The sequence below is a fragment of the Photobacterium lucens genome (assembly GCF_009873615.1).
Lineage (GTDB): Bacteria > Pseudomonadota > Gammaproteobacteria > Enterobacterales > Vibrionaceae > Photobacterium > Photobacterium lucens.
The window spans coordinates 60976-83934 of sequence record NZ_SSMG01000127.1 but is presented as its reverse complement, the minus strand read 5'-3'; the positions used below and the strand labels follow the sequence as shown (position 1 = coordinate 83934).

24 protein-coding genes are annotated in these 22959 nt (G+C 44.5%); 18 read left to right on the top strand and 6 right to left on the bottom strand.

Annotation, left to right across the window (positions count from 1 at the left end; translation table 11 throughout):
- The first annotated feature begins 2 nt into the window (after nucleotides 1-2).
- From rmuC to hemB, 9 genes are all read left to right on the top strand, one after another.
- Nucleotides 3-1538 carry a DNA recombination protein RmuC gene (gene rmuC, locus E5A76_RS06380; protein WP_045066398.1) on the top strand — a complete coding sequence of 512 codons (1536 nt, stop codon included), beginning with the start codon at nucleotides 3-5 and terminating at the stop codon, nucleotides 1536-1538.
- A gap of 131 nt (nucleotides 1539-1669) precedes the next feature.
- Nucleotides 1670-2425 (top strand): bifunctional demethylmenaquinone methyltransferase/2-methoxy-6-polyprenyl-1,4-benzoquinol methylase UbiE, encoded by a 756-nt coding sequence (gene ubiE, locus E5A76_RS06375; protein WP_053986660.1) that lies wholly within the window; start codon nucleotides 1670-1672, stop codon nucleotides 2423-2425.
- 7 nt (nucleotides 2426-2432) lie between these two features.
- Entirely contained in the window at nucleotides 2433-3035 is a 603-nt protein-coding gene (locus tag E5A76_RS06370) for a ubiquinone biosynthesis accessory factor UbiJ (protein ID WP_053986659.1), read from the top strand.
- A gap of 7 nt (nucleotides 3036-3042) precedes the next feature.
- Entirely contained in the window at nucleotides 3043-4680 is a 1638-nt protein-coding gene (gene ubiB / locus E5A76_RS06365; protein WP_179946558.1) for a ubiquinone biosynthesis regulatory protein kinase UbiB, read from the top strand.
- Nucleotides 4681-4764: 84 nt separating this feature from the next.
- Nucleotides 4765-5031, top strand: a complete 267-nt coding sequence (gene tatA, locus E5A76_RS06360) for a Sec-independent protein translocase subunit TatA (protein WP_107185557.1) — start codon at nucleotides 4765-4767, stop codon at nucleotides 5029-5031.
- 3 nt (nucleotides 5032-5034) lie between these two features.
- Nucleotides 5035-5373: a Sec-independent protein translocase protein TatB gene (tatB, locus tag E5A76_RS06355; protein ID WP_023931280.1), complete on the top strand. Its 339-nt coding sequence runs from the start codon at nucleotides 5035-5037 to the stop codon at nucleotides 5371-5373.
- Nucleotides 5374-5384: 11 nt separating this feature from the next.
- Nucleotides 5385-6149 carry a Sec-independent protein translocase subunit TatC gene (gene tatC, locus E5A76_RS06350; RefSeq protein ID WP_161118429.1) on the top strand — a complete coding sequence of 255 codons (765 nt, stop codon included), beginning with the start codon at nucleotides 5385-5387 and terminating at the stop codon, nucleotides 6147-6149.
- Between the two features lie 143 nt (nucleotides 6150-6292).
- Nucleotides 6293-7072: a 3'-5' ssDNA/RNA exonuclease TatD gene (gene tatD / locus E5A76_RS06345; RefSeq protein WP_187695567.1), complete on the top strand. Its 780-nt coding sequence runs from the start codon at nucleotides 6293-6295 to the stop codon at nucleotides 7070-7072.
- Nucleotides 7073-7131: 59 nt separating this feature from the next.
- Nucleotides 7132-8181 carry a porphobilinogen synthase gene (hemB, locus tag E5A76_RS06340; RefSeq protein WP_008985998.1) on the top strand — a complete coding sequence of 350 codons (1050 nt, stop codon included), beginning with the start codon at nucleotides 7132-7134 and terminating at the stop codon, nucleotides 8179-8181.
- Between the two features lie 66 nt (nucleotides 8182-8247).
- Here hemB and asnC read toward each other — a convergent pair whose 3' ends face one another.
- On the bottom strand, nucleotides 8248-8709 hold the full coding sequence (gene asnC / locus E5A76_RS06335) for a transcriptional regulator AsnC (RefSeq protein WP_008985997.1): 462 nt from the start codon (nucleotides 8707-8709) through the stop codon (nucleotides 8248-8250).
- Between the two features lie 162 nt (nucleotides 8710-8871).
- Here asnC and E5A76_RS06330 point away from each other — a divergent pair, with 162 nt between their 5' ends.
- Nucleotides 8872-9645 (top strand): class I SAM-dependent methyltransferase, encoded by a 774-nt coding sequence (locus E5A76_RS06330; RefSeq protein ID WP_053986657.1) that lies wholly within the window; start codon nucleotides 8872-8874, stop codon nucleotides 9643-9645.
- A 121-nt stretch (nucleotides 9646-9766) separates the two neighbouring features.
- Complete coding sequence (locus E5A76_RS06325) at nucleotides 9767-10219, top strand: hypothetical protein (protein WP_161118427.1); 453 nt, start codon at nucleotides 9767-9769, stop codon at nucleotides 10217-10219.
- A gap of 346 nt (nucleotides 10220-10565) precedes the next feature.
- Here E5A76_RS06325 and E5A76_RS06320 read toward each other — a convergent pair whose 3' ends face one another.
- The 4 genes from E5A76_RS06320 to hemC are packed head-to-tail and all read right to left on the bottom strand — an operon-like array spanning nucleotide 10566 to nucleotide 14798.
- Complete coding sequence (locus E5A76_RS06320) at nucleotides 10566-11750, bottom strand: heme biosynthesis protein HemY (RefSeq protein WP_161118426.1); 1185 nt, start codon at nucleotides 11748-11750, stop codon at nucleotides 10566-10568.
- Nucleotides 11750-13105, bottom strand: a complete 1356-nt coding sequence (hemX, locus tag E5A76_RS06315; RefSeq protein ID WP_161118425.1) for a uroporphyrinogen-III C-methyltransferase — start codon at nucleotides 13103-13105, stop codon at nucleotides 11750-11752. Before hemX ends, E5A76_RS06320 begins: the two co-directional genes overlap by 1 nt.
- Before the next feature lie 14 nt (nucleotides 13106-13119).
- Nucleotides 13120-13866, bottom strand: a complete 747-nt coding sequence (locus E5A76_RS06310) for a uroporphyrinogen-III synthase (protein WP_161118424.1) — start codon at nucleotides 13864-13866, stop codon at nucleotides 13120-13122.
- Complete coding sequence (hemC, locus tag E5A76_RS06305) at nucleotides 13866-14798, bottom strand: hydroxymethylbilane synthase (RefSeq protein ID WP_053986652.1); 933 nt, start codon at nucleotides 14796-14798, stop codon at nucleotides 13866-13868. The genes E5A76_RS06310 and hemC overlap by 1 nt, the downstream gene beginning before the upstream one ends.
- Nucleotides 14799-15193: 395 nt before the next feature.
- On the opposite strand from hemC, the gene E5A76_RS06300 reads away from it, so the two are divergent.
- Complete coding sequence (locus E5A76_RS06300) at nucleotides 15194-17749, top strand: class I adenylate cyclase (protein WP_161118423.1); 2556 nt, start codon at nucleotides 15194-15196, stop codon at nucleotides 17747-17749.
- Nucleotides 17750-17848: 99 nt separating this feature from the next.
- On the opposite strand, the gene cyaY is transcribed toward E5A76_RS06300, so the two are convergent.
- A complete protein-coding gene (cyaY, locus tag E5A76_RS06295) occupies nucleotides 17849-18160 on the bottom strand; it encodes an iron donor protein CyaY (RefSeq protein ID WP_008985989.1) in 312 nt (103 codons plus the stop codon).
- 78 nt (nucleotides 18161-18238) lie between these two features.
- Between cyaY and lptM the strand changes: the two genes are divergently transcribed.
- From lptM to yigB, 6 genes are all read left to right on the top strand, one after another.
- Entirely contained in the window at nucleotides 18239-18355 is a 117-nt protein-coding gene (gene lptM / locus E5A76_RS06290; protein WP_008985988.1) for an LPS translocon maturation chaperone LptM, read from the top strand.
- Nucleotides 18356-18425: 70 nt separating this feature from the next.
- Entirely contained in the window at nucleotides 18426-19676 is a 1251-nt protein-coding gene (gene lysA / locus E5A76_RS06285) for a diaminopimelate decarboxylase (RefSeq protein WP_161118422.1), read from the top strand.
- A 37-nt stretch (nucleotides 19677-19713) separates the two neighbouring features.
- The gene (gene dapF / locus E5A76_RS06280; RefSeq protein WP_023931294.1) at nucleotides 19714-20544 is read left to right on the top strand and encodes a diaminopimelate epimerase; all 831 of its coding nucleotides are present in this window, start codon (nucleotides 19714-19716) and stop codon (nucleotides 20542-20544) included.
- Nucleotides 20541-21245 (top strand): DUF484 family protein, encoded by a 705-nt coding sequence (locus tag E5A76_RS06275; protein WP_161118421.1) that lies wholly within the window; start codon nucleotides 20541-20543, stop codon nucleotides 21243-21245. Before dapF ends, E5A76_RS06275 begins: the two co-directional genes overlap by 4 nt.
- A gap of 2 nt (nucleotides 21246-21247) precedes the next feature.
- On the top strand, nucleotides 21248-22156 hold the full coding sequence (gene xerC, locus E5A76_RS06270) for a tyrosine recombinase XerC (protein ID WP_107167100.1): 909 nt from the start codon (nucleotides 21248-21250) through the stop codon (nucleotides 22154-22156).
- Between the two features lie 30 nt (nucleotides 22157-22186).
- A complete protein-coding gene (gene yigB, locus E5A76_RS06265) occupies nucleotides 22187-22915 on the top strand; it encodes a 5-amino-6-(5-phospho-D-ribitylamino)uracil phosphatase YigB (RefSeq protein ID WP_161118420.1) in 729 nt (242 codons plus the stop codon).
- Nucleotides 22916-22959: the final 44 nt, after the last annotated feature.

Sequence of the window (22959 nt, the reverse complement as noted above, 5' to 3'; positions counted from 1 at the left end):
CGATGGCAGAATGGTTAAGCGGTGGCGTTATCACGGCATTAGCAACATTGTTAGGGGCAACGGTTGCCAGTGTGATCACCGCATTCTGGTATAAAGGGCGATTTGAACAAACTTTGCAGTTAGTTGAGCAGCAAGCAGAGTCTGATGCACGTTTAGCACAAAGTCGAGAGCAGCAGTTACAAAGCCAATTAACTGAACGTAACCAAGAGCTGGAAGAGCTTGATGATGATCGTGACAGGCTGACCCATGAAATTCGTCAAATGCATGGTCGCTTAGCTGCCGCATTAGAGAAGATGCGTCACTTTGAAGCACTGCAAAATGAAAAGCAGTACTTATCAGAGCAACTGGATAATGCTCGTTTAGCGAATGCAGGGTTAGAGGCCGATCTGCGTGAGCAAGATGCTCGCCATTTTGAAGAGCAAAAAGCCGCGGATGAAAAAATTAAGCTATTAGAAAATGCCGAAGAGCGTCTACGCATTCAATTTGAAAGTTTAGCTAATCGTCTGTTTGAGCAAAAAACACGAACCGTGGATGAGCAAAATAAGATGAGCTTAGAGACGCTTTTAAGCCCACTCAAAGAGCAACTTGAAGGTTTCAAAAAGCAGGTTAATGATAACTTTACCCAAGAGTCTCGTGAGCGCCATACCTTAGTGCATCAAATAAATAGTCTTAAACAGCTTAATGAGCAAATGGCACAAGAGGCGATTAACCTAACCCAAGCCTTAAAAGGAGATAACAAAGCCCAAGGAAACTGGGGCGAAGTGGTGTTGGCTCGGGTACTCTCTGATTCAGGACTTCGTGAAGGGCATGAATACCAAACTCAGGTTAGCCTAGAAAATGAAGAGGGTAAGCGTTACCAACCCGATGTGGTGGTGCATTTACCACAACAGAAAGACGTCGTCGTGGATGCGAAAATGTCACTGGTAGCGTATGAACGTTTCTTTAATGCTGACACCATTGCCGAACGAGAGCTTGCCATGAGTGAGCATGTTGCTTCCATGCGTGCTCATATGCGAGGGCTAAGCCGTAAGGATTACCATCAATTACATGGTATTCGTAGCCTTGATTATGTGTTGATGTTCATTCCTGTTGAGCCTGCGTTCCAAGCAGCGATTGAAGCTGATCCTGCGCTTATTCGTGATGCGATGGATCTTAATATCATGTTGGTCAGTCCAACCACGCTATTAGTGGCACTGCGTACTATTAATAACTTGTGGCGTAATGAAAGACAGAATCAAAACGCCAAAGAGATCGCAGAGCGTGCCAGTAAGCTTTATGACAAGCTACGCTTATTTGTAAACGATATGGAAGCTATGGGGCAGTCGTTAGAAAAAGCGAATCAAAGCTACCAAGGGGCGATGAATAAACTGGCAACAGGCCGTGGCAACGTGATCCGCCAAGCAGAAAGTTTTAAACAGCTAGGGGTTGAAGTGAAACGTGATATTAGTGCTCCGCTGGTGGAAAAATCACAATCTAACCTGACGGAATACCGAGGCTTTTCTCATATTACCGCGCCCTCGGAAGGGGATTTATCATAATGATGGGCAAAGCGCTTTGAGCAAAGAGCAACCATCAAGTACACTAAGCCCAGTTGAATAAATGCATTTAATACTGGTGACGTTGCGTAAGTAGACGCCAAGCGTCATCAGTATCTATAAACGGATTGAACATGACGGACACCACACAAGATACGACTCACTTTGGCTTCCGTACCGTCGCCAAAGAAGAGAAAGCAACCATGGTTGCTGAGGTTTTTCACTCGGTTGCAGCAAAGTACGACATCATGAACGATTTGATGTCGATGGGTATTCACCGCGTTTGGAAACGTTTCACCATTGACTGTAGTGGCGTTCGTAAAGGTCAACGTGTGCTGGATTTAGGTGGTGGTACTGGTGACTTAACGGCGAAATTTTCACGTATCGTGGGTGAAACCGGTCAAGTTATTTTGGCTGATATCAACAACTCAATGTTGAAAGTTGGCCGTAGCAAACTGCGTGATAGCGGTATTGTGGGTAACGTGGGATATGTTCAAGCTAATGCGGAAGAGCTGCCGTTTCCTGACGATTACTTTGACTGTATTACTATCAGCTTCTGTTTACGTAACGTAACAGATAAAGAAAAAGCGCTGCGCTCAATGTACCGCGTACTAAAACCAGGCGGTCGTTTATTAGTATTGGAATTCTCTAAGCCAATTTTAGAGCCATTATCAAAAGTCTACGATGCGTATTCATTCCACCTATTACCTAAAATGGGTGAGATCATTGCTAATGATGCTGAAAGTTACCGTTACCTTGCTGAATCTATCCGCATGCACCCTGATCAAGACACTTTGAAAGGAATGATGGATGACGCAGGTTTCGATCAAACAAGCTACTACAACCTAACGGGCGGTATTGTTGCCTTGCACCGTGGTTATAAGTTCTGAGGATCCTATGCCAATAGATGCGTTTGTTACCGGTGCGGTTGAAACAGCTCTGAATCAATTAATTAAAGACGATGCTGATAGTCAGCGTCGTCTTACTCGTTTACGTGGCAAAGTGATCAGCGTTAAGCTGAATGAATTTAATAAGACAATGTATTTTGTCTTTAGCCATCAAGTGGATGTGTTGGCTGGCTTTGAAGGTGAGGTGGATTGCCAATTAGCATTAAACCTGTCGGTTCTGCCTGAGTTGCGTCAACAAGCCAACCTAACGCAGCTGATCAAAGCTGATAAGTTGGCATTAGATGGTGATCTGCAATTAGCACAGCACTTTTCCAGTTTGTTAAGCGGGTTAAAACCTGATTTTGAGGACAAGTTATCAGAATATACTGGTGATGTAGTTGCTCATACTTTAGTCAGTAGTGTAAAGTCAGGCAGTCGATTTATTCGCCAAGGGATTAAAAATCGCCAACGCGACCTTGCTGAAGTGATCACAGAGGAATGGCGATTGTTACCCCAGCCTTTAGAAATGATGCATTTCTGCGATCAAGTTGATGACTTGAAATCAGATGTTGCCCGTTTTGAAGCCCGATTGAACCAGTTACTTGAGCGATAAATTGGCAATGATGAGTTACTCAGAAATAAAACGGCTGTACCGTATTATTCAAGTACAACTGCGCTATGGCTTGGATGACTTTATCCCTGTCGATCCGCGCACTGAACTTCCAAAGAAACTACGTAAATCGCTGTTTTGGATCAAAAACGAATATCCAGATAAACCATTGGGTGAGCGATTACGTTTAGCGTTGCAAGAGTTAGGCCCTGTTTGGATCAAATTCGGTCAAATGATGTCAACGCGTCGCGATTTGTTTCCACCGCATATCGCCGATCAACTGGCTCTGCTGCAAGATCAAGTTGAGCCATTCGATGGTAAGTTAGCAAAACGTACTATTGAGCAAGCGTTAGGTGGGCCGTTAGAGCAATGGTTTGATGATTTCGATGAAGTCGCACTCGCTTCGGCATCGATTGCTCAAGTGCATACCGGCACATTAAAAGAAAACGGCAAAGAAATTGTTTTTAAAGTCATTCGTCCTGATATTAAGCCAATTATTGAGGCTGATATTAAGCTGATGTACAGGATGGCAGAGATAGTTTCTCGCCTCCAGCCAGAAGCAAGACGACTACGCCCTGTTGAAGTGGTCCGTGAATACGAAAAAACCTTGCTCGATGAGCTTGATTTAATGCGTGAAGCGGCCAACAGCATTCAACTCCGTCGTAACTTTGAAGGGGACGACACACTGTATGTACCGGAAGTTTATACCGATTACAGCAGTATTAATCTTCTTGTCATGGAACGTATTTATGGTATCCAAGTTTCTGACGTTGAGGGGCTAAAAGCGAACGGCACGGATTTAAAATTACTGTCTGAAAATGCGGTAAATATCTTCTTTACTCAGGTATTTCGTGACAGTTTTTTCCATGCTGATATGCATCCGGGTAATATTTTTGTCTCTTATGAGCACCCGGAAAATCCCCAATGGATCGCGTTAGATTGTGGCATTGTGGGGACGTTAAACCGAGAAGATAAGCGTTATTTAGCTGAAAATTTATTGGCATTTTTTAATCGCGATTATCGTAAGGTTGCAGAATTACACGTCGATTCAGGCTGGGTTCCACATGATACCAATGTGGATGAGTTTGAATTTGCAATTCGTACTGTGTGTGAGCCTATTTTTGAGAAGCCACTGTGCGAAATTTCATTCGGTCATGTGTTGTTAAACCTGTTTAATACTGCTCGCCGTTTTAATATGGAAGTGCAACCACAACTGGTCCTATTACAAAAGACCTTGTTGTATGTTGAAGGCTTAGGACGCCAGTTGTACCCACAACTTGATTTGTGGGCAACAGCCAAGCCGTTCTTGGAAAACTGGATGTCGCGTCAAGTTGGCCCTCAAGCCATTATTGAAGCGGTAAAAAGTAAAGCACCATTTTGGGCTGAAAAATTGCCTGAACTGCCAGAATTACTTTATGACAGCTTGCGCCAAGGCAAGGTAATGAATCAGCGGATCGATAAACTCTATGATAATTTCATGGAGAATCGACGCACTCATAACCAGGCAAGGTTCTATTTTGGTATCGGCGCCACCTTTATGGTGTGTGCTGCAATACTCTTTGGTGATCAAGTAGCGACTTACCCAGCAGTATCTGCCGGTGTCGGTGGTTTATTTTGGTTACTAGGATGGCGTACCTGCCGAAAATAATCGGTTTGGCTCTCGCCTATACTTATAGTTGCGTTGATAAACGCACTTTCGTTATTAACCACATAAAGCTGAGGTAAAACAAGCATGGGTGGTATCAGTATCTGGCAATTATTAATTATTGCCCTGATCATTGTTCTTCTGTTCGGAACGAAGAAACTTCGTACTCTAGGTGGTGACCTAGGTTCTGCAGTCAAAGGCTTCAAAAAAGCAATCAGCGATGATGAAGCTGCACCTGCTGCGAAAAAAGAGTCAGACAACAACGATGCTGACTTCGAGCAAAAGAAAATTGCTGACGAGAACAAGCCAGCGGATCAGACGACAACTAGTCAAAAAGACAAAGAGCAGGTTTAACACGTGTTTGATATCGGGTTCTGGGAGTTAGTGCTGATCTCCGTGGTGGGATTAGTAGTACTGGGGCCGGAACGTCTACCCGTTGCGATACGTACTGTGTCGCAGTGGATAGGTGCTGCTCGTAATATGGCAAACTCGGTTAAAGATGAACTATCGCAAGAACTGAAAATTCAGGAATTGCAGGCAAATCTGAAAAAAGCCGAACAAATGGGGATGAAGGACTTAGCGCCGGAATTGCAAGACTCTGTAGATGAGCTTAAAAAAGCGGCTTCAGATGTTCAGCGCCCTTATGCTGATAAAAGCGAGCAAACCTCAGCAACGACTTCACACAAGCAGGAATAAATTACATCACTATGTCGACTGTCGAAGATACGCAGCCGCTATTTAGTCATTTACTTGAACTACGTACGCGACTACTGCGTTCTATCATGAGCGTGCTGGTGGTTTTTCTGTGTTTAGTATGGTTTGCCAATGACATCTATGCCTTCTTGGCTGCACCGTTAGTAGAGCGTATGCCTGCTGGTGCAACCATGATTGCGACCGATGTGGCATCACCGTTTTTTACACCGATAAAACTGACTTTAGTTACCTCAGTGTTTATTGCTGTGCCAATGATTTTGTACCAAGTTTGGGCGTTTGTGGCGCCTGGTTTGTACAAGCACGAGCGTAAGCTGATCATGCCTTTGCTGTTTTCCAGCTCCTTGCTGTTTTACGCAGGTGTCGCATTTGCTTATTACGTTGTGTTCCCATTGGTCTTTAAGTTCTTTACCAGCGTCGCCCCACAAGGGGTAGAGGTGGCAACGGACATTGCAAATTATCTGGACTTCGTTCTGGCGCTCTTTATGGCGTTTGGTATTGCTTTTGAAATTCCAGTAGCGATCATTCTGTTGTGTTGGACCGGTGCAACCGATCCTGAATCTCTACGTAGCAAGCGTCCTTACATTATCGTAGGTGCGTTCGTCGTTGGTATGCTGTTAACACCGCCTGATATTATTTCTCAGACCTTGTTGGCTGTACCTATGTGTTTATTGTTTGAAGTTGGCTTATTCTTCTCACGTTTCTATGTACGTGATCATGATGAGTACGATGATACGGAAGAGCACGAAGAGCAACAGTAAAGTAGTACTTTGTACTATGTGATGATGAAAAAAACCGACCCGAGTGTCGGTTTTTTTATACCTAAAATATGGGTTTGGCACTGAGAGAACAGGCTCGATATACTGAGCTTGTAGATATTACTGCGCAGAGAATGGATAAACAGATGATAGATATTGGTGTGAACTTAACAAATAGCCGTTTTGATAAAGACCGTGCGGACGTGATCACGCGAGCTCAAGAAGCGGGTGTGAAGCATTTAATTATTACGGGCACCAGTATTGAAGAGAGCATTGAGGCGCAACAAATGGCGCAGCAATGGCCGCACTACTGCTATTCAACCGCTGGGGTTCATCCTCATGATGCAAAGTCAGTGACTGATCTGTCGCTACCCGATATTCGAGCTTTAGCTGCAAAACCTGAAGTGGTGGCGATTGGCGAGTGTGGGCTTGATTTCAACCGTGATTTTTCTCCTCGACCACAGCAAGAAGCGGTCTTTGAAGCGCAACTGGCGTTAGCGGCTGAGCTGAATATGCCAGTATTTATGCATTGCCGTGATGCCCATGAACGTTTTATTGAAATCTTGACGCCTTGGCGAGATAAATTACCTGCGGCAGTACTGCATTGCTTTACTGGCTCTGAGCAAGAGTTAAAGGAATGCTTAGATCTTGATTTACACATAGGGGTTACGGGTTGGGTATGTGATGAGCGCCGTGGACAAGAGCTACGCGAAGTCGTACGCCATATTCCTACAAACCGCTTAATGATTGAAACCGACTGTCCGTACCTACTCCCACGAGACTATCGTCCGAAACCAAAATCGAGCCGTAATGAGCCAAAGTTTTTACCACATATTGCTGCCGTGATCGCCGAGTGTCGTGGTGAAACCGCAGAGCACGTCATTGCGCAGTCTTATGTTAATAGTCAGGCTTTTTTTTCGATTTAAGCCACATTCGTCAGTCTGAGTGATATTATCTAATCCTATTTTTTAGCGAGGAGTTTGTCGTGTCAGTATCTATTCAAGGTGCGTTTCCTGGTCGTCGTATGCGCCGTATGCGTAAGCATGACTTTAGCCGTCGTTTGATGGCGGAAAATCAACTATCAGTGAATGATTTGATTTATCCAATGTTTGTGTTGATGGGCAAAAATCGTCGTGAAACGGTAGAGTCGATGCCGGGTGTTGAGCGTCTATCGATTGATCTGCTACTGGAAGAAGCGGCATACCTTGCTAAGTTAGGCATTCCTGCGATTGCACTTTTCCCTGTGGTTTCTCAAGATTTTAAATCAGAGTTAGCAGAAGAAGCTTACAACCCTGAAGGCTTAGTTCAAACGGCAGTGCGCGCGCTGAAAACGCATGTGCCAGAGCTTGGCGTGATCACCGATATCGCCCTTGACCCGTTCACCATTCACGGTCAAGACGGCATCATCGATGATGAAGGTTACGTGCTAAACGACATCACGACAGAAGTTTTGATCAAGCAAGCATTGTCACACGCAGAAGCTGGGGCTGACGTGGTTGCACCATCAGACATGATGGATGGTCGTATTGGTGCGATTCGTGAAGCATTAGAAGAAGCGGGTCATATTAATACCCAAATCATGGCGTACTCTGCGAAATACGCGTCGAACTACTACGGTCCTTTCCGTGATGCTGTTGGCTCTTCTGGCAACCTAAAAGGTGGCGATAAGAAGACTTACCAAATGGATCCTGCAAACAGCGATGAAGCATTGCAAGAAGTGGCAATGGATATCAATGAAGGCGCTGATATGGTGATGGTGAAACCTGGTATGCCTTACCTTGATGTGGTTCGTCGTGTGAAGAGTGAACTGCAAGTACCAACCTATGCTTACCAAGTCTCAGGCGAGTATGCGATGCACATGGCAGCGATTCAAAATGGCTGGCTTAAAGAGCGTGAAACCATCATGGAATCACTACTGTGCTTTAAGCGTGCAGGTGCGGATGGTATCTTAACTTACTTTGCGAAAACAGTTGCTGAGTGGTTAGCTCAAGAAGGCGCAGCGCGTGGCGAATGTCTAACGCAAAAGCCTGAATAAGCGATATTCCAGATCTAAAAAGCGAGCATGATGCTCGCTTTTTTATTGTCGTTTGAAAGCTATTTTTTATGGTTTCACATTACGGTTGATCGGGTTTTGCAGTGAGATAAGGGTCTCAGTGGATTGCACTTCATCAATCGCTTGCAGCTTATCAATAAGCACATACTGTAACTCTTCAATTGAGCGGCACATCAATTTAACGAAGATGTTATAAGCTCCAGTGGTGTAATAGGCTTCAACCACTTCATCTAACTCATTTAGCTTGGCAAGGGCTGAGTGATAATCACGGGCAGCATTTAAGTTAATGCCAATAAAGCAGCAAACATCATAGCCCAATAATTTCGGGTTTATGATCACCTCGGTTCCGGTGATGATTTCCGCTGCGCGCATTTTCTCGACTCGTACATGCACGGTGGCAGGGCTTACGTTAAAGCGTTTCGCCATTTCAGCGTAAGGAATACGGGCGTCATTCATTAAGGCATTAAGAATATCGCGATCTAAATCATCGATACGAATGGATGGCGTCATAATCGTTCCTTTCACTACGCAGAAAATCGGGTTTGTTGGCGTATCTTATACTTATTTGATGGTGTGATACCAGAGCAAAGGTACAATTGTAGTGCTATAATCCGCGCCCTATGATCGGGTGTGTGGTCACATCCAGATGTTGCTTTTATACCGGAGAATGCTGTGCAGCTTGCCTTAGTTTGTGAAGTTCCTGAACGTCAGTCTGAGTTAGATCAATTAGCCTCACGTTGGGGGTTAAGCCATGATGAAAATAGCTGTTTTGCGTTGGTGCTAACCGCTCAGCAGTTAGAGCTTCGTAAGTTAGATGAGCCAAAACTTGGCGCAGTATTTGTTGATTTAGTTAGTGGCGCAGTGGCACACCGTCGCAAATTTGGTGGTGGTCGAGGTCAGGCAATTGCGAAAGCGGTTGGCCTAAAAGGTGGAGTGAATCCTACCGTGCTTGATGCCACAGCAGGACTTGGTCGTGATGCATTTGTGTTAGCGACACTGGGGTGTAAGGTGCAGTTAGTCGAGCGTCATCCTGTGGTCGCTGCATTGCTTGATGATGGTTTGATGCGCGCAAAAGCCGATCCTGAAATTGGTGCATGGGTTAGCGAGCGTATGCAGCTATTACATGCTTCTAGCCATGATGCTTTGGTGAACCTTGCTGAAGATCCAGATTTTGTAGCACCAGATGTGGTGTACCTTGATCCTATGTATCCGCATAAGAAAAAATCAGCGTTAGTGAAAAAAGAAATGCGCGTTTTCCAAACCTTAGTAGGTGCGGATTTAGATGCCGATGGTTTATTTGAGCCGGCTTATGCGCTAGCCACTAAACGTGTGGTAGTGAAACGCCCAGATTATGCTGAGTTTCTCGCTCAAGCGAAACCTTCAATGGCAATTGAGACCAAGAAAAACCGCTTTGATATTTACGTAAAAGCAGCAATGAAAGCCTAAGTGATTGTTACCAATAAATAGTTACAAATAGGGCAAATAAAATCGCAATGCATCACTGGTATTACGAATCATTATCGTTTAATGTTGATAAAAAGGTTCGTTGTTGGCTAGAGGAGCATTCATGGCTAAGACCTTATGTAAATATCGCCGAGCAGAAATTGCCGATCAGTTTGCAACTATCAGTAAGATTGTGAGCGAGCCAAATTACATGTGTGCAAGTTGTACTCGTGTGGCGAGTGATAAAGATTATTTGTGTAAACCTAGCCGTCTGACTAGTGCTGTAAAGGCTGCTCCTCGTCGTGTTGCAAAGCTTGCTGTGCCGCCAGCTCCTCAGGCTATCACAGCGCCTAATATTCATAATTTGCCAGCACCGACGGCTGTCGGGCAAAGTCATATTGAAATGGTATCTGTGATTGCAGAAGAAGCTTTAGAGCCTGATAGCTTAAAGCTAAAGCAAGCGAAAAAACTGAAGAAGTTAGCGAAGAAGAAAAATAAGCAGTTAAAAAAAGCGGCGAAAACCGTGAAAAAGTTTGAAAAGCAGCTAAAGAAAGCCAAAAAATCGCTGGGATTATAAATTCAGATCTAACAAAAAAGCCTCCATTCTGGGAGGCTTTTTTTATGGCTTCGTATATTAGTCAGCGTTTTTAATTAGTACAGCGGTCATTACGCATACAATTACTGAAATCACGATACCTGAAACAATTAACCAAGGAAGCATATCCATAGCTTAGTTATCCAAATGTTAAGGAAATGGAGATGCTATTGAAGCGTTTTTAAGCAATTATCACAATGGGATAGATATACCTTGAAATGGCTGTTTACATATAGAAACATTTAATTATTAAAAATGTTACTTATCTTTGATTTGGCGAAAAAAAAGCGTCCATTTCGGACGCTTTTTCAATGTAAGCTAGTGAAGCTTATTTGCTTGGTTGAGCTAATTCTAATGCTTGGCGAGAAGCGGCTGCGGCGCCTTGTTTGTCATCTAACTGCTCAAGTGTTGCCACTAGGTGAGCGTAGTCAGTCATGTCAGGACGTACTGCGACAGCTTTTTCAAAATGATCTTTGGCTTCTTGCCAGTTACCTTCTGCCATTAACATCTGACCGAGTGCACTGTGTGTCGCTGCATTGTTACCGTCATGGCGTAGTAACTCTTGTAACTTCACAATTGCAGGGTGGCGATCTGGCAAGTTTAGCTGAGGCACAAGGCTGATCAAACGCTCATCTTGGCTCTTCTTCAGCGCATCACGAAGAACAGGGTAAGCATCGTTATCGGCATGACGTGCCATCATTTGCTTGATGAAGCATGCCACGAGTGCTGGATTCTGTTTGTCTTTACGACCCATGTTGTTCCAGTAACCCACTAAACCATCAGTACCATTTTGTTGACTAAGGTACTGCATTTGACCGCATTGTGCTTGCTCATTAAGAGCCGCAGCTTCTTCTGCGGTGATCACGCCTGCTTTAGTAAGCTGAGGGATCAAAGTGAGTAGCGATTTCCAATCTTCAAGCTTTAAGTAGCACTCTTGCAGTAGACCTAGCACGATAGGATTACGAGCGTGCTCTTGTTGGACTTCTTGCAGGGTTGCCAGTGCTTGCTCAAATTGTTGTTGGCGAATTTGAAGCTTGGCACGGGTTAATGCCACTGCTAGGTTTTGGCTATCTAATTCCGCAGCTTGTTTTAGGTACTCATCACGTTGCTCTGTTTTACCTAAGCCTTGTGCTGCTTCTGCGGCTGCTAGGTAGTTAAGCAATGGTGCATCGCTGTATTTAGCTGATTTTGCCAATAACTTCTCTGCTGGTTTCCAGTTGCCTTCAGTGACTTTCAATAAGCCTTCTGAGGTTTGGATACGCGCTTTACGTACTTTACGACCACTGAACCAGCCGCGGGTTGAGCTACCAAGTGAGAACAGACGCTTTAGAATGAACTCAAGCAGTAAGAACACTGCAAATAACGCCACAATCAAAATGATCAGCGTTGTTAAACTCATTTCAATGGTTTGGTTTGCTGCTGAAATGAGAACATAACCTTGGTTACCTGCAAGCTCAGGACCTACGACGATACCGGCGATCAGTGCGATAACCAATAACAATAATTTGATCATTATTTGGCCTCCACTGTGGTTTCCGTGCTGTAGGTTACCTTCGCTTTGTTCTCACCTGGGTTTTTCGTTTCAGCTGGCTGAGTTACTGTAGTTTCCAGCTTGGCTTGAGCTGGCTCTTCTGCCGCAGGCTTTTGCGCTGTTGTAGGCGCTTTCGCTTTTGGTGCTGGCTTTACCGCAGGTTTCGTTTGTTTAACCGGTTGTGCTGTATCACCAATGGTTGCCATCTTATTACGTAGCACTTGGTTCACTAATTTAGTGATCATTGGTTGAGATTGCAGTTGCTCAGGGTAGTTCACCGTGATTTGCTGTTGCGCGAGTTGATCAAGGCTCTTGATGAAGTTTTGTGTCAGAGGCGATGACATATCGTAGTATTGCTCAGCCCATTTCTTCGCTGTTTCTAGCGAAATCTTGTAAACCTCACCTTGCTCACGGTAAACCGCATTGATCGCTGTCTCTAGCTTATTTTTGATGTTTTGCTGTAAGTAGAAATCTTGTTTAGGTGATAGTAGTGGTACTACGTTGCCATCACGCTTGCGGTAAGTAATGAAGTGATCGCCAAAGTTTTTCAGCGATGTCATTAGGTTTGTTTTCCAATCATCAACCGATTGGCTTACTGTCTTTGCTTGCTCTTCAGCTTCTGCTTTCGGCAAGATAGCATTAGCAAGTGGTAGTGAATCAACCGTATTTTCTAAGCTTGTTAAGCGCAGTACTAGACCATCACGATCAACTGTTGTTAATGATTTCAGTGTAGTGATGTCGTTGCTCATTGCTTGACGAAGATTCTTCAAGCTTGGATCGTTAAGCTCTGCAATGCGATGATCAGCGGCTTCAAGTAGCAGGGTTGCACTGGTTACATCATGCTCAAGCCATAGTTTACGACCTGCCATTTTCACTAAGTAGTCAGCTTCAGCCAGTAGCCAATCGTTAGGATTATTACCCTTTAGTTCTGCGACTGTGGTTTGTAGTGCATCAATGGATTTTTGCTGCTGGTTAAAGCTTGCTTCAGTACTGCGGAAACCACCGTTAATCATACCGATCGTTTCTTTTTGTTCGTTTTGCATAGCGGCTTTCATACCAGCAATTTGCTGTTGTAGCGCATCAATATGCTGTTGCTGCTGCAATCCTTGCTGATGACCGTGGTAGTACAGACCACCACCTAGCGCGAGAACTAATGCAATCGCAACCCAACCGGTTTTGCTACCTGATTTTTTTTCTGCTTTGTCAGCTTTTACAGGTGCTTTTGTTGGATTGGTTGTTGTTGATGAGTCTTTAGCAGGCGCTGCAGTTTGTGCGCTGGTTGGTTTATCCTGCTTTGACTGTTCCGCTGCTTTATTGTTGTTAGATTTGTCTGTCATCCTAATTATTCCGTTTAGCTAAAGTTGCTTAGGAACGTGAACAGTGCGTGATTAGAAGCACTGCCCACGGTGGAAATATTCACAAAGCCAAGCGTTGCTGCTTGCTCTGCCACTCTTTGACTTGGGACGAGAAGGTGGCAATGGAAAAACCAAGTCAAATGTTGGGTTGGGATCTTCTGAGTTAAAAAAACCAGTTGCTCGGCACTGGTGATCACCAGAGTATCCACATGTTGATGTTGCCACTGTTGTATTAGCTTCTCGCCATCGAGATCCAGCCAACATCGCTGATAAGTTTCGCAATAGTTAACTACGGCCTGACGTGCTGTTAGTGCCTGATGGATCAACTCTCTACCACCATTACCGCGTAAGATAAGGACATTACGACCAGCCATATTAGCCAGTTCGGGTAAGGCGAGTAAGCCTTCGCTATCACAGCGATGTGCTGGTGATGATACTTGTTGACCACTTAACTTTGTCAAAGTTGCGGCAGTTTTATGGCCAACTGCTATATAATGCACGTTTTTTGGCCATGCTGCACCTTGTGATATCAAGTAATCGTGCGCAAATGCCACCGCATGATGGCTGACTGCAATAATATAGTCACCAGCAGTTAATTCATTGAGTTGTCGCAATAATGATGGAAGTCCATCACCGGCTTTTAAGGTTAACAGGGGTTGGGCAAGCGCGCTGATCGCCGTAGCATTCAGTTGCTCAGCCAATTGATAACAATCGGGAGCTGGGCGGGTGATCAGCACTGTCATTATGCGTTACCGTATAAGCGATCTAAGATCTCTTTTGCGCCATCTGCAAGAAGTTGATCGGCAAGGGTTGTACCTAGCTGCTCAGCTTGTGCAATAGGACCGCGAATTTCTGCACGAACAATCTTGCTACCGTCAGGCTCACCGACAAGGGCACGTAGCCAAATTTCATCACCTTCTAGTAGAGCATAACTACCGATTGGTACCTGACAACCACCTTGTAGACGGTTATTCATCGCACGCTCACACAAAACACGTGTCGCCGTTGGTTGGTGGTTAAGTGCATCAAGCAACTGACGTACACGGGTATCATCTAAACGACATTCGATACCTACAGCGCCTTGCCCCACCGCTGGTAGGCTTGTTTCTGGGGCTATTTCGCTACGGATGCGATCGTCCATTTTTAAACGCTTAAGACCAGCACAGGCTAAGATAATGGCATCGTATTCGCCATCATCGAGTTTACGTAGGCGTGTATTCACATTACCACGCAGATCATTAACGATAAGATCTGGGCGTTGTGCGCGTAGCTGACATTGACGACGTAAGCTTGATGTACCGACGATGGCACCTTGTGGTAGCTCGTCAATGCTGTTGTATTTATTTGACACAAATGCGTCACGTGGATCTTCACGCTCACAGATGGTCACTAGGCCAAGGCCTTCAGGAAATTCAACTGGTACATCCTTCATTGAATGCACTGCGATATCAGCGCGACCTTCAAGCATCGCCACTTCTAATTCTTTTACAAATAGACCTTTACCGCCCACTTTTGCCAGTGGAGTGTCTAGAATGATGTCGCCTTTTGTCACCATTGGGACAAGTTCAACAACAATGCCTGGATGTGCTTGCTCTAACTCTGCTTTTACGAATTCTGCTTGCCACATAGCCAGTGGGCTTTTGCGTGTTGCAATGCGGATAGGTTGACTGGTCATAAGTATTGGGGATCCATATACAAGGTTATAATTCTTTTATTAGGCACATCGTACCATTAGCGACGTCTCGATGATAATTTGCTTGTTCATTCGAGTATATGCATATTATTGTGTTGCTAATAGTTTAAAAAAATGTGATATTAATCACATCTACCTTAAATGATAAATTGATGATCTGCCATCGACTGGCGGTAACTCAGCATTGTACTAATTTGAGGTAACAGTTTAAGGATGAACCATACAGAATTGTTGCATTACCCCGATTGGCATTATCTTTACCATGGGTATTAAAAGTGTTACATTGATCACGTTTTTGCTCATATTTAACACTGCCCTTATTTTCCTAATGGCAAAATTTGGGGTGCTTCAACGCTGGTAGCTCTTGGAAGAGTAATTTGCAAAATTATATTAAGACGCTGAAAGGCAGGCTTGATTCATTAACAGATGTTCGTATCGAGCGAGCAAAGTTAGCGATGAGTGCTCAATCAGTGCAAGTGTTCGACTTGTTGCCTGTCTTACTTCATTACAATCACCCTGCTTTGCCTGGTTTTCTTGACCAACAGGTACCGCAAGGGATCGCGAAATTTGTTGTTAGCGATGTTCAACAACAGTTCGTGAATGATTGCGCCCATTCTGCCGACCTCTCGGTCGAACCTCTATTGCTTAACGATAACGAATGTCCTATCACTGGCTTGTATGCCATGGGCAGTACCTCGTCTATGGGGCAAAGCTTAACTAGCGATCTTGATATCTGGGTTTGTATCCGAACTTCTCTTACTCCTGCTGAGCGTACTACGCTTGATAGCAAGTGCCGTCTTGTTTCTGAATGGGCGATGGAGCAAGGTGTTGAAGCTAACTTCTTTTTAATTGATGAAAATCGATTCCGTCATAATTTCTCAGAAGCCATGACAGGTGAGAACTGTGGTTCGAGCCAGCATTTACTGTTATTAGACGAATTCTATCGCTCTGCTGTGTGTTTAGCGGGGCTGCCACTATTATGGTTTATGGTGCCACCAGAAATGGAAGAGTGCTATGAACAATATGTGGCTTATATTGTTGAGCAAGAATACATTAATCTTGATGAGTGGATTGATTTTGGTGGCTTAACTCGTATTCCTGCAGAAGAGTACTTTGGCTCCAGTTTGTGGCAGCTTTATAAAAGTATCGACTCACCTTATAAGTCGGTATTAAAGGCCATTTTGCTGGAAGCGTATTCTTGGGAATACCCACATACCCAGTTATTAAGCTTGGATGGTAAGCGTCGTTTCTTCGCCGAAGATCGCAGTGAATACTGCATGGATGCTTACTATTTAATGCTAGAAAAAGTCACGCGTTACCTTGAGCGTATTGACGATCACCGTCGTCTTGATCTGGTGCGTCGCTGTTTCTATTTAAAGACTCACGAAAAGTTGTCTCGTGAACCAAGTGCAGGCTCTGTGCCTTGGCGTCGCCGAGTGCTCAAACATTTAACCGAGCAATGGCAGTGGTCTGATAGCGTTATCAAAGAGCTTGATCACCGCCGTGATTGGAAAGTCGCGCAGGTTAAAGAAGCCCATAATGAGCTGCTTGATGCGTTAATGCTCAGCTATCGAAATCTTATCCGTTTTGCGCGTCGTAACAACATTACTTCTGCGATCAGTCCTGAAGATATCAGTATCTTGGCGCGTAAACTGTATGCGGCATTTGAGGTGCTGCCAGGTAAAGTGACGCTGCTTAATCCGCAAATTTCACCAGATTTACACGAAGAAGACATTACCTTTATTCAGGTGCCTGAAGGGCGTAGTAATGCTGCCGGTTGGTATCTATATAAACAGCCGATTGACCCGTTTTTGATCATGGGACAACCTTCGCTGGAGCATAACCGTTATTTATCAAAATTAGTGGCGTGGAGTTATTTCAACGGCCTGCTGACAGAATCCACTCACCTTCATACTGTGGTGCGTGATGCTGATTTTGATTTAGACAAACTGTATCAATTGGTCAGCGATATTCGTAACACTTTCCCAATTCGTCGTCCAAATCCAAGTTTGCAGGCGTTATCGAGCCCGTGTGAAATCCGTCAGTTAGGGTTGTTTATCAATTTAGAAAACGATCCAACAAACGAGTTAAAAAACCGCTCGGTACGGTTTGATTTTAAAACGACAGATATTTTCAGTTACGGTCCTGAGCAAAAATGCTTAGTCGGTAGTGTGGATTTAATCTACCGTAACTCGTGGAATGAAGTACGTACGCTAAACTTTAGCGGCGACAACGCGATGTTAGATGCACTGAAAACCATGCTGGGTAAAATGCACCATGATGCGATCCCGCCTGAAGCGGTTGACGTGTTCTGTTACAGCAAACACATGCGTGGTTTGATCCGTAACTTGGTGTACCAATTGGTGGCAGAATGCATTGAAATGCGTCTAAAACCGGTAGAAGAAGAGAAACGTCGTCGATTTAAAGCGATCCGTATCGCAGAGGAAACCTTTGGATTATTCTTTGAACGTCGTGGTGTATCAGTCCAACGTTTGGAAAACCCAGTGGATTTCTATAGCTGTATTTCATCGAATAAAGTCAGTGAAGTACCGCATGTGGTCATGGGTAAAATGGATGAGCCGCATCCACCACAGATTGTTGATGCGTACGCCAGTGAAGGTTTGATCCAATTCTTCTTTGAAGATTGTGAGCAGGGCTACAACATCTATATCTTAGATGAAACTAACCAGATGGAAGTGTACCGTCAGTGTAGTGGTGATAAAGATGAGATGGTGCACGGCGTGAACCGTTTTTACACTTCGGCGCAAGATCGCTTTAGTGCAACTAACTTTATTAACTTTAACTTGCCGCAATTCTACGACATCGTACATAGCGATGATGGCAAGCTACAAGTATTGCCATTTAAGAGTGGGCAAGTGCCACGTAAAAAGCCGGATCTTGGTGCGAGCTCTACAGGTATGCTAAATAGTTAAGCCATATATTCGATCGTTTTTGCGATTGAAATGAAAAAGCCTTCACAACATGAAGGCTTTTTTTATAGGTATTTATTGCCGTGGCATAGGCAGATGGCATTACCAATCAACTGTTTCACCGGCGTGAACAGAACATTCACGTTTTAGTAGTGAAAATAGCTCTTCATCACTGCGGGTACAACGCCATTCGCTACCGTTATATTTAAAGTGGTAACCGCCTGTTTTTGACGCTAGCCATAGCTCATGTAACGGTTCTTGGCGGTTAATAACGATTTGGCTGCGGTTAGCAAATTCTAGCGTTAGTACATTGCCTGTCGTCTCTGGCTCAATGTCAGCACCGGATTCATCGATACCTTCTTCGATTTGCATTAGTGCTAAATCGGCTAATTGGTGAAATTCAGTGTCATTCATCCTATTGTGTCCTATTGCTTTTCCTGTTCTTGGTGCGATTATAGAGGGCATTGGTTTGATAATCACTGGCTTTGAATTATGCGTAAAGGTTTATTAGCAATTTTTGTGTTGGCTACCGTAACATTAGTAGGTTGTGGGCAGAGTGGGGCACTCTACATGCCGAAAGATGCACCACAGCAAGAACAAGCAAAGTAAAAGATAAATAAACACTGATATTGAACAGTGTGGCAATTGAAAGCAGCTACTCAACAGGGAAGATAAAACATTGGATCACTTTAATTACCAACAAAACGATCAGCTATGGGCTGAAGACGTACCATTGGCGCAATTAGCCGAACAATATGGCACGCCACTTTATGTTTATTCTCGTGCAACGCTAGAGCGTCACTGGAAAGCCTTCGATGATGCTGTAGCAACGCAGCCTCACCTTATTTGTTATGCGGTAAAAGCAAATTCTAATCTTGGCGTGCTAAATGTCTTAGCTCGTTTAGGTTCGGGCTTTGATATTGTGTCGCAAGGTGAGCTTGAGCGTGTGATTGCCGCTGGTGGCGATCCGGCGAAAGTGGTGTTCTCTGGCGTGGGTAAAACCTCTGCAGAGATGAAACGTGCACTTGAGTTAGGTATTAAGTGTTTCAATGTTGAATCAGAACCTGAACTAGAGCGTCTTAATCTGGTGGCTGAGCAATTAGGTATGATTGCACCTATCTCACTGCGTATTAACCCAGATGTTGATGCTAAAACTCACCCTTATATTTCAACCGGTCTGCGTGATAACAAGTTTGGTATTGCCTTTGAGCGAGCGGTTGAAGTGTATCGCTTAGCGCACAGCTTGCCACACCTGAAAGTGGTGGGGATGGACTGTCATATTGGCTCTCAGCTTACCGAAATCACCCCGTTTATTGACGCGACTGATCGTCTATTAGCATTAGTTGATGAGCTAAAAGCTGAAGGGATTGCCATTGAGCACTTAGATCTCGGTGGCGGTTTGGGGGTGACGTACAGCGACGAGCAACCACCACTTCCAGCCGATTATGCTAAAGCGCTATTGGGGCGTTTAGAAAACTACCCAGAGTTAGAGCTTATTTTTGAGCCGGGTCGTGCTATTGCGGCAAATGCAGGCGTTCTTCTGACCAAAGTCGAATTCTTAAAGCATACCGAGCATAAGAATTTTGCCATTGTCGATGCGGCAATGAACGATTTGATCCGCCCAACACTGTATTCTGCATGGCAAGACATTGTGCCGGTGATCCCGCGTCAAGGCGAAGCTCTGGTGTATGACTTAGTGGGCCCTATTTGTGAAACCGGCGACTTTATCGGTAAAGATCGCAGCTTGTGTTTAGCGCAAGGTGATTTACTGGCGGTGCGTTCAGCAGGGGCATACGGTTTTGTGATGGCATCAAATTACAATACCCGTGCTCGTGCTGCAGAAGTGATGGTGGATGGTGAGCAAGTACATCTCGTTCGTGAACGTGAAACGCTAGCGCAGTTGTGGCAACTAGAGCACATTGTTGAGTGATCATGGCTGCAACGAAGAATAAAAATTAAGGAACATCATGCAGATTAATTTTTCCAAAATGCATGGGTTAGGCAATGACTTTGTCGTTGTTGATTGCGTGACACAAAATGTATTTTTTTCACCAGATGCGATCCGCCGCTTAGCGGATCGCCATCGTGGTATTGGCTTTGATCAGCTATTAGTGGTTGAACCGCCTTACGATCCAGAAACCGATTTTCATTACCGTATCTTTAATGCTGACGGTAGTGAAGTAGAGCAGTGTGGTAATGGTGCCCGTTGTTTTGCGCGTTTTGTATCGATGAAGGGCTTAACCAATAAATACCATATTTCGGTCAGTACTAAAGCGGGCAAAATGATCCTGAAACTTGAAAACGATAATCAAGTGACAGTGAACATGGGTGTGCCGATTTTCGAGCCAAATAAGATCCCGATGAAGGCTAAACAGGCTGAAAAAACCTATATCTTACGTGCTGGTGATCAAACGCTGTTTTGTGGCGCCGCAAGCATGGGTAATCCTCACTGTGTCACCGTTGTGGATGACGTCGATACTGCAGATGTAGATACATTAGGTCCATTACTGGAATCTCATGAACGTTTTCCTGAGCGAGTAAACGCTGGCTTTATGCAGGTGCTGGATCGCAACAATGTACGCTTGCGGGTGTATGAGCGTGGTGCAGGAGAGACACAAGCCTGTGGTAGCGGTGCTTGTGCGGCAGTAGCGATTGGTCGAATCCAAGGCTTATTGGATGAAAATGTGAAAGTATCACTGCCGGGTGGTGATTTACACATTCGTTGGGCTGGTGAAGGAAAACCATTATTTATGACCGGGCCTGCGGCACACGTTTTTGACGGACAGTTTAATCTATGACAACACTTTCTCAGCAAACTTGTTCATCAGGGGATGAATTGAACGAGGTGCTGAATGAGCAAACAGTACTCACTTATTTGCGAAATAATCCCACTTTTTTCTCACACCAAGCGGAATGGTTAAGTGAGGTGCGGATCCCCCATCAAGCTCGTGGTACGGTCTCTTTAGTCGATATTCAACTTGAGCGGCTGCGACTACGGATTGCTGAATTAGAGCAACAGCAAGCAACATTGCTAGCAAATGCTACGAAAAGTGGTGAATTGTCGGTGATGTTCTCGAATGCTCAAATACAATTATTACAATGCCATAATATCTATCAGGTACTCACTATTGTTGAAGTGTTAGCCGCGCAGTTACAGTTGTCGGTTAGTCTGCGTTTGTTCGACACGGATGATGAACTGCTGTATTTAGCGCGTCACCGATTTAATGATTTTTATCGCTCTCGCTTGATGCAGGATCGCCCTTATTTAGGCCGTTTACGTCGTCCTGAGGCTGAATTATTGTTTGCTCATCCGCCCCAGTTAGGTTCATTTATTGTATTGCCATTAGGTCGCTCAGCTGCCAATGGGGTGTTGAGTTTTGCTAGTGCCGATGGTGGGCACTTTCAACCTGAGATGGATACCTTGTTTGTTGAGCAATTAGCGACAACCATTAGTCACCTGATAGAGCATTGGCAATATACCCGTGAGGTTATTGACTAGCTATGTTACCCCGCAATTTGGAACAACCCCTTGAGCGTTTCTACGAGTATTTACGTAGTGAGCGTGAACTCAGTTTACATACCCAGCAAAACTACAAGCGTCAATTAACCCGTATTGCAGAGCAATTAGTGGAGTTAAAGGTCGAGAGTTGGCAGCAAGTCGATGCAGGTTGGGTACGTCAAATTGCCAGTAAAGGGATGCGTGATGGCTTAAAGGCCAGCAGTTTAGCCATGCGCCTTTCTGCATTGCGGAGTTTTTTTGATTTTCTTGTTCATCAAAACGTATTAAAAGCCAATCCTGCTAAGGGGGTTGCTGCGCCACGTAAATCCCGTCCATTGCCGAAAAACCTCGATGTTGATGAAATGAATCAACTGCTAGATGTAAATGAAGACGATCCCTTAGCTATCCGTGATCGAGCCATGATGGAGTTGATGTACGGTGCGGGTTTGCGTTTATCTGAATTAGTCGGTATCGATCTGCGTAATATTAGCCTGAGCAAAGGGGATTTACGGGTGATCGGTAAGGGTGATAAAGAACGTATTGTACCGTTTTCAGGGCTTGCTCGTGAGTGGGTAGCAAAGTGGCTAAAGGTTCGTGATTCAATCGCTCAAGCTGATGAACAAGCGCTATTTGTGTCTAAACTCGGACACCGTATTTCAACTCGTAATGTGCAAAAAAGGATGGCGGAATGGGGACAAAAACAGGCGGTATCAAGCCATATTAACCCCCATAAATTACGTCACAGCTTTGCCACCCATATGCTCGAATCCAGTGGTGATCTTCGTGCGGTACAAGAGCTGCTTGGACATGCGAATCTATCGACCACACAGATCTATACTCATTTGGATTTCCAACATTTGGCAAAAGTGTACGATGAAGCTCATCCTCGGGCGAAGAAACGTAGCAAGTAGTTGTCATTTTCAGCTAATTAAAGAGATATCATGCATTTTTACCGTCAATTAACGCCAATTCGTGCATTTTCCTTCGATCTTGACGATACCTTATATGACAATCGTCCGGTTATTGCTCGGGTCGAAAAAGCGATGTTTATGTGGCTATCGCAGATAGTCCCGCCGCATGCGCTGAGTGATATTACTCCATGGGTGCGTTTGAAACAGCAATTGGCAGTCCTTGATCCCATGCTTAAGCATGATGTCAGTGCGTGGCGAGTAGAAACCATAAAGATTGGGTTAATGCAGCTTGGATTTCGTTTAAAACAAGCTGAAGCATTGGCACAACAAGGACTTGAGGTTGCACTTGAAGTGCGTAATCAAGTTGATGTTCCTGATGAAACGCACCGAGTATTGAAAGCGTTAAGTACGCATTTTCCTTTAGTTGGGTTAACCAATGGCAATGTGGATGCAAAAAAAATTGGTTTAGCGCCGTATTTTGTTGAGGTGTTTCAAGCTGGGAAAGATGGCTTAGCCAAACCTGAAGCGGATTTATTTAACTTGGCGACACAGACACTAGAGTTACCGGCATCTTCGATTTTACATGTGGGCGATCATCTAAAAACAGATGTTTATGGCGCGAAACAACATGGCTTTCAAGCCTGTTGGTTTAACGATCAAAACAAGCCCATTTTACAGCAATCGAAAGCACTGACGTTGCCTGATGTCGAGATCTCACAGCTCTCACAACTTCTGACGATAGTTGGACTCGAACAATAATAAAGTGGAATAAAAAGGCGACCATTGGTCGCTTTTTTCATGTT

Excerpts from the sequence above, each read along its gene's own strand:
- rmuC (WP_045066398.1), top strand. The coding sequence starts at position 3 with ATGGCAGAATGGTTAAGCGGTGGCGTTATCACGGCATTAGCAACATTG.
- ubiE (WP_053986660.1), top strand. The coding sequence starts at position 1,670 with ATGACGGACACCACACAAGATACGACTCACTTTGGCTTCCGTACCGTC.
- E5A76_RS06370 (WP_053986659.1), top strand. The coding sequence starts at position 2,433 with ATGCCAATAGATGCGTTTGTTACCGGTGCGGTTGAAACAGCTCTGAAT.
- ubiB (WP_179946558.1), top strand. The coding sequence starts at position 3,043 with ATGATGAGTTACTCAGAAATAAAACGGCTGTACCGTATTATTCAAGTA.
- tatA (WP_107185557.1), top strand. The coding sequence starts at position 4,765 with ATGGGTGGTATCAGTATCTGGCAATTATTAATTATTGCCCTGATCATT.
- tatC (WP_161118429.1), top strand. The coding sequence starts at position 5,385 with ATGTCGACTGTCGAAGATACGCAGCCGCTATTTAGTCATTTACTTGAA.
- tatD (WP_187695567.1), top strand. The coding sequence starts at position 6,293 with ATGATAGATATTGGTGTGAACTTAACAAATAGCCGTTTTGATAAAGAC.
- asnC (WP_008985997.1), bottom strand. The coding sequence starts at position 8,709 with ATGACGCCATCCATTCGTATCGATGATTTAGATCGCGATATTCTTAAT.
- E5A76_RS06325 (WP_161118427.1), top strand. The coding sequence starts at position 9,767 with ATGGCTAAGACCTTATGTAAATATCGCCGAGCAGAAATTGCCGATCAG.
- E5A76_RS06320 (WP_161118426.1), bottom strand. The coding sequence starts at position 11,750 with ATGATCAAATTATTGTTATTGGTTATCGCACTGATCGCCGGTATCGTC.
- hemX (WP_161118425.1), bottom strand. The coding sequence starts at position 13,105 with ATGACAGACAAATCTAACAACAATAAAGCAGCGGAACAGTCAAAGCAG.
- E5A76_RS06310 (WP_161118424.1), bottom strand. The coding sequence starts at position 13,866 with ATGACAGTGCTGATCACCCGCCCAGCTCCCGATTGTTATCAATTGGCT.
- hemC (WP_053986652.1), bottom strand. The coding sequence starts at position 14,798 with ATGACCAGTCAACCTATCCGCATTGCAACACGCAAAAGCCCACTGGCT.
- cyaY (WP_008985989.1), bottom strand. The coding sequence starts at position 18,160 with ATGAATGACACTGAATTTCACCAATTAGCCGATTTAGCACTAATGCAA.
- lptM (WP_008985988.1), top strand. The coding sequence starts at position 18,239 with ATGCGTAAAGGTTTATTAGCAATTTTTGTGTTGGCTACCGTAACATTA.
- dapF (WP_023931294.1), top strand. The coding sequence starts at position 19,714 with ATGCAGATTAATTTTTCCAAAATGCATGGGTTAGGCAATGACTTTGTC.
- E5A76_RS06275 (WP_161118421.1), top strand. The coding sequence starts at position 20,541 with ATGACAACACTTTCTCAGCAAACTTGTTCATCAGGGGATGAATTGAAC.
- xerC (WP_107167100.1), top strand. The coding sequence starts at position 21,248 with ATGTTACCCCGCAATTTGGAACAACCCCTTGAGCGTTTCTACGAGTAT.
- yigB (WP_161118420.1), top strand. The coding sequence starts at position 22,187 with ATGCATTTTTACCGTCAATTAACGCCAATTCGTGCATTTTCCTTCGAT.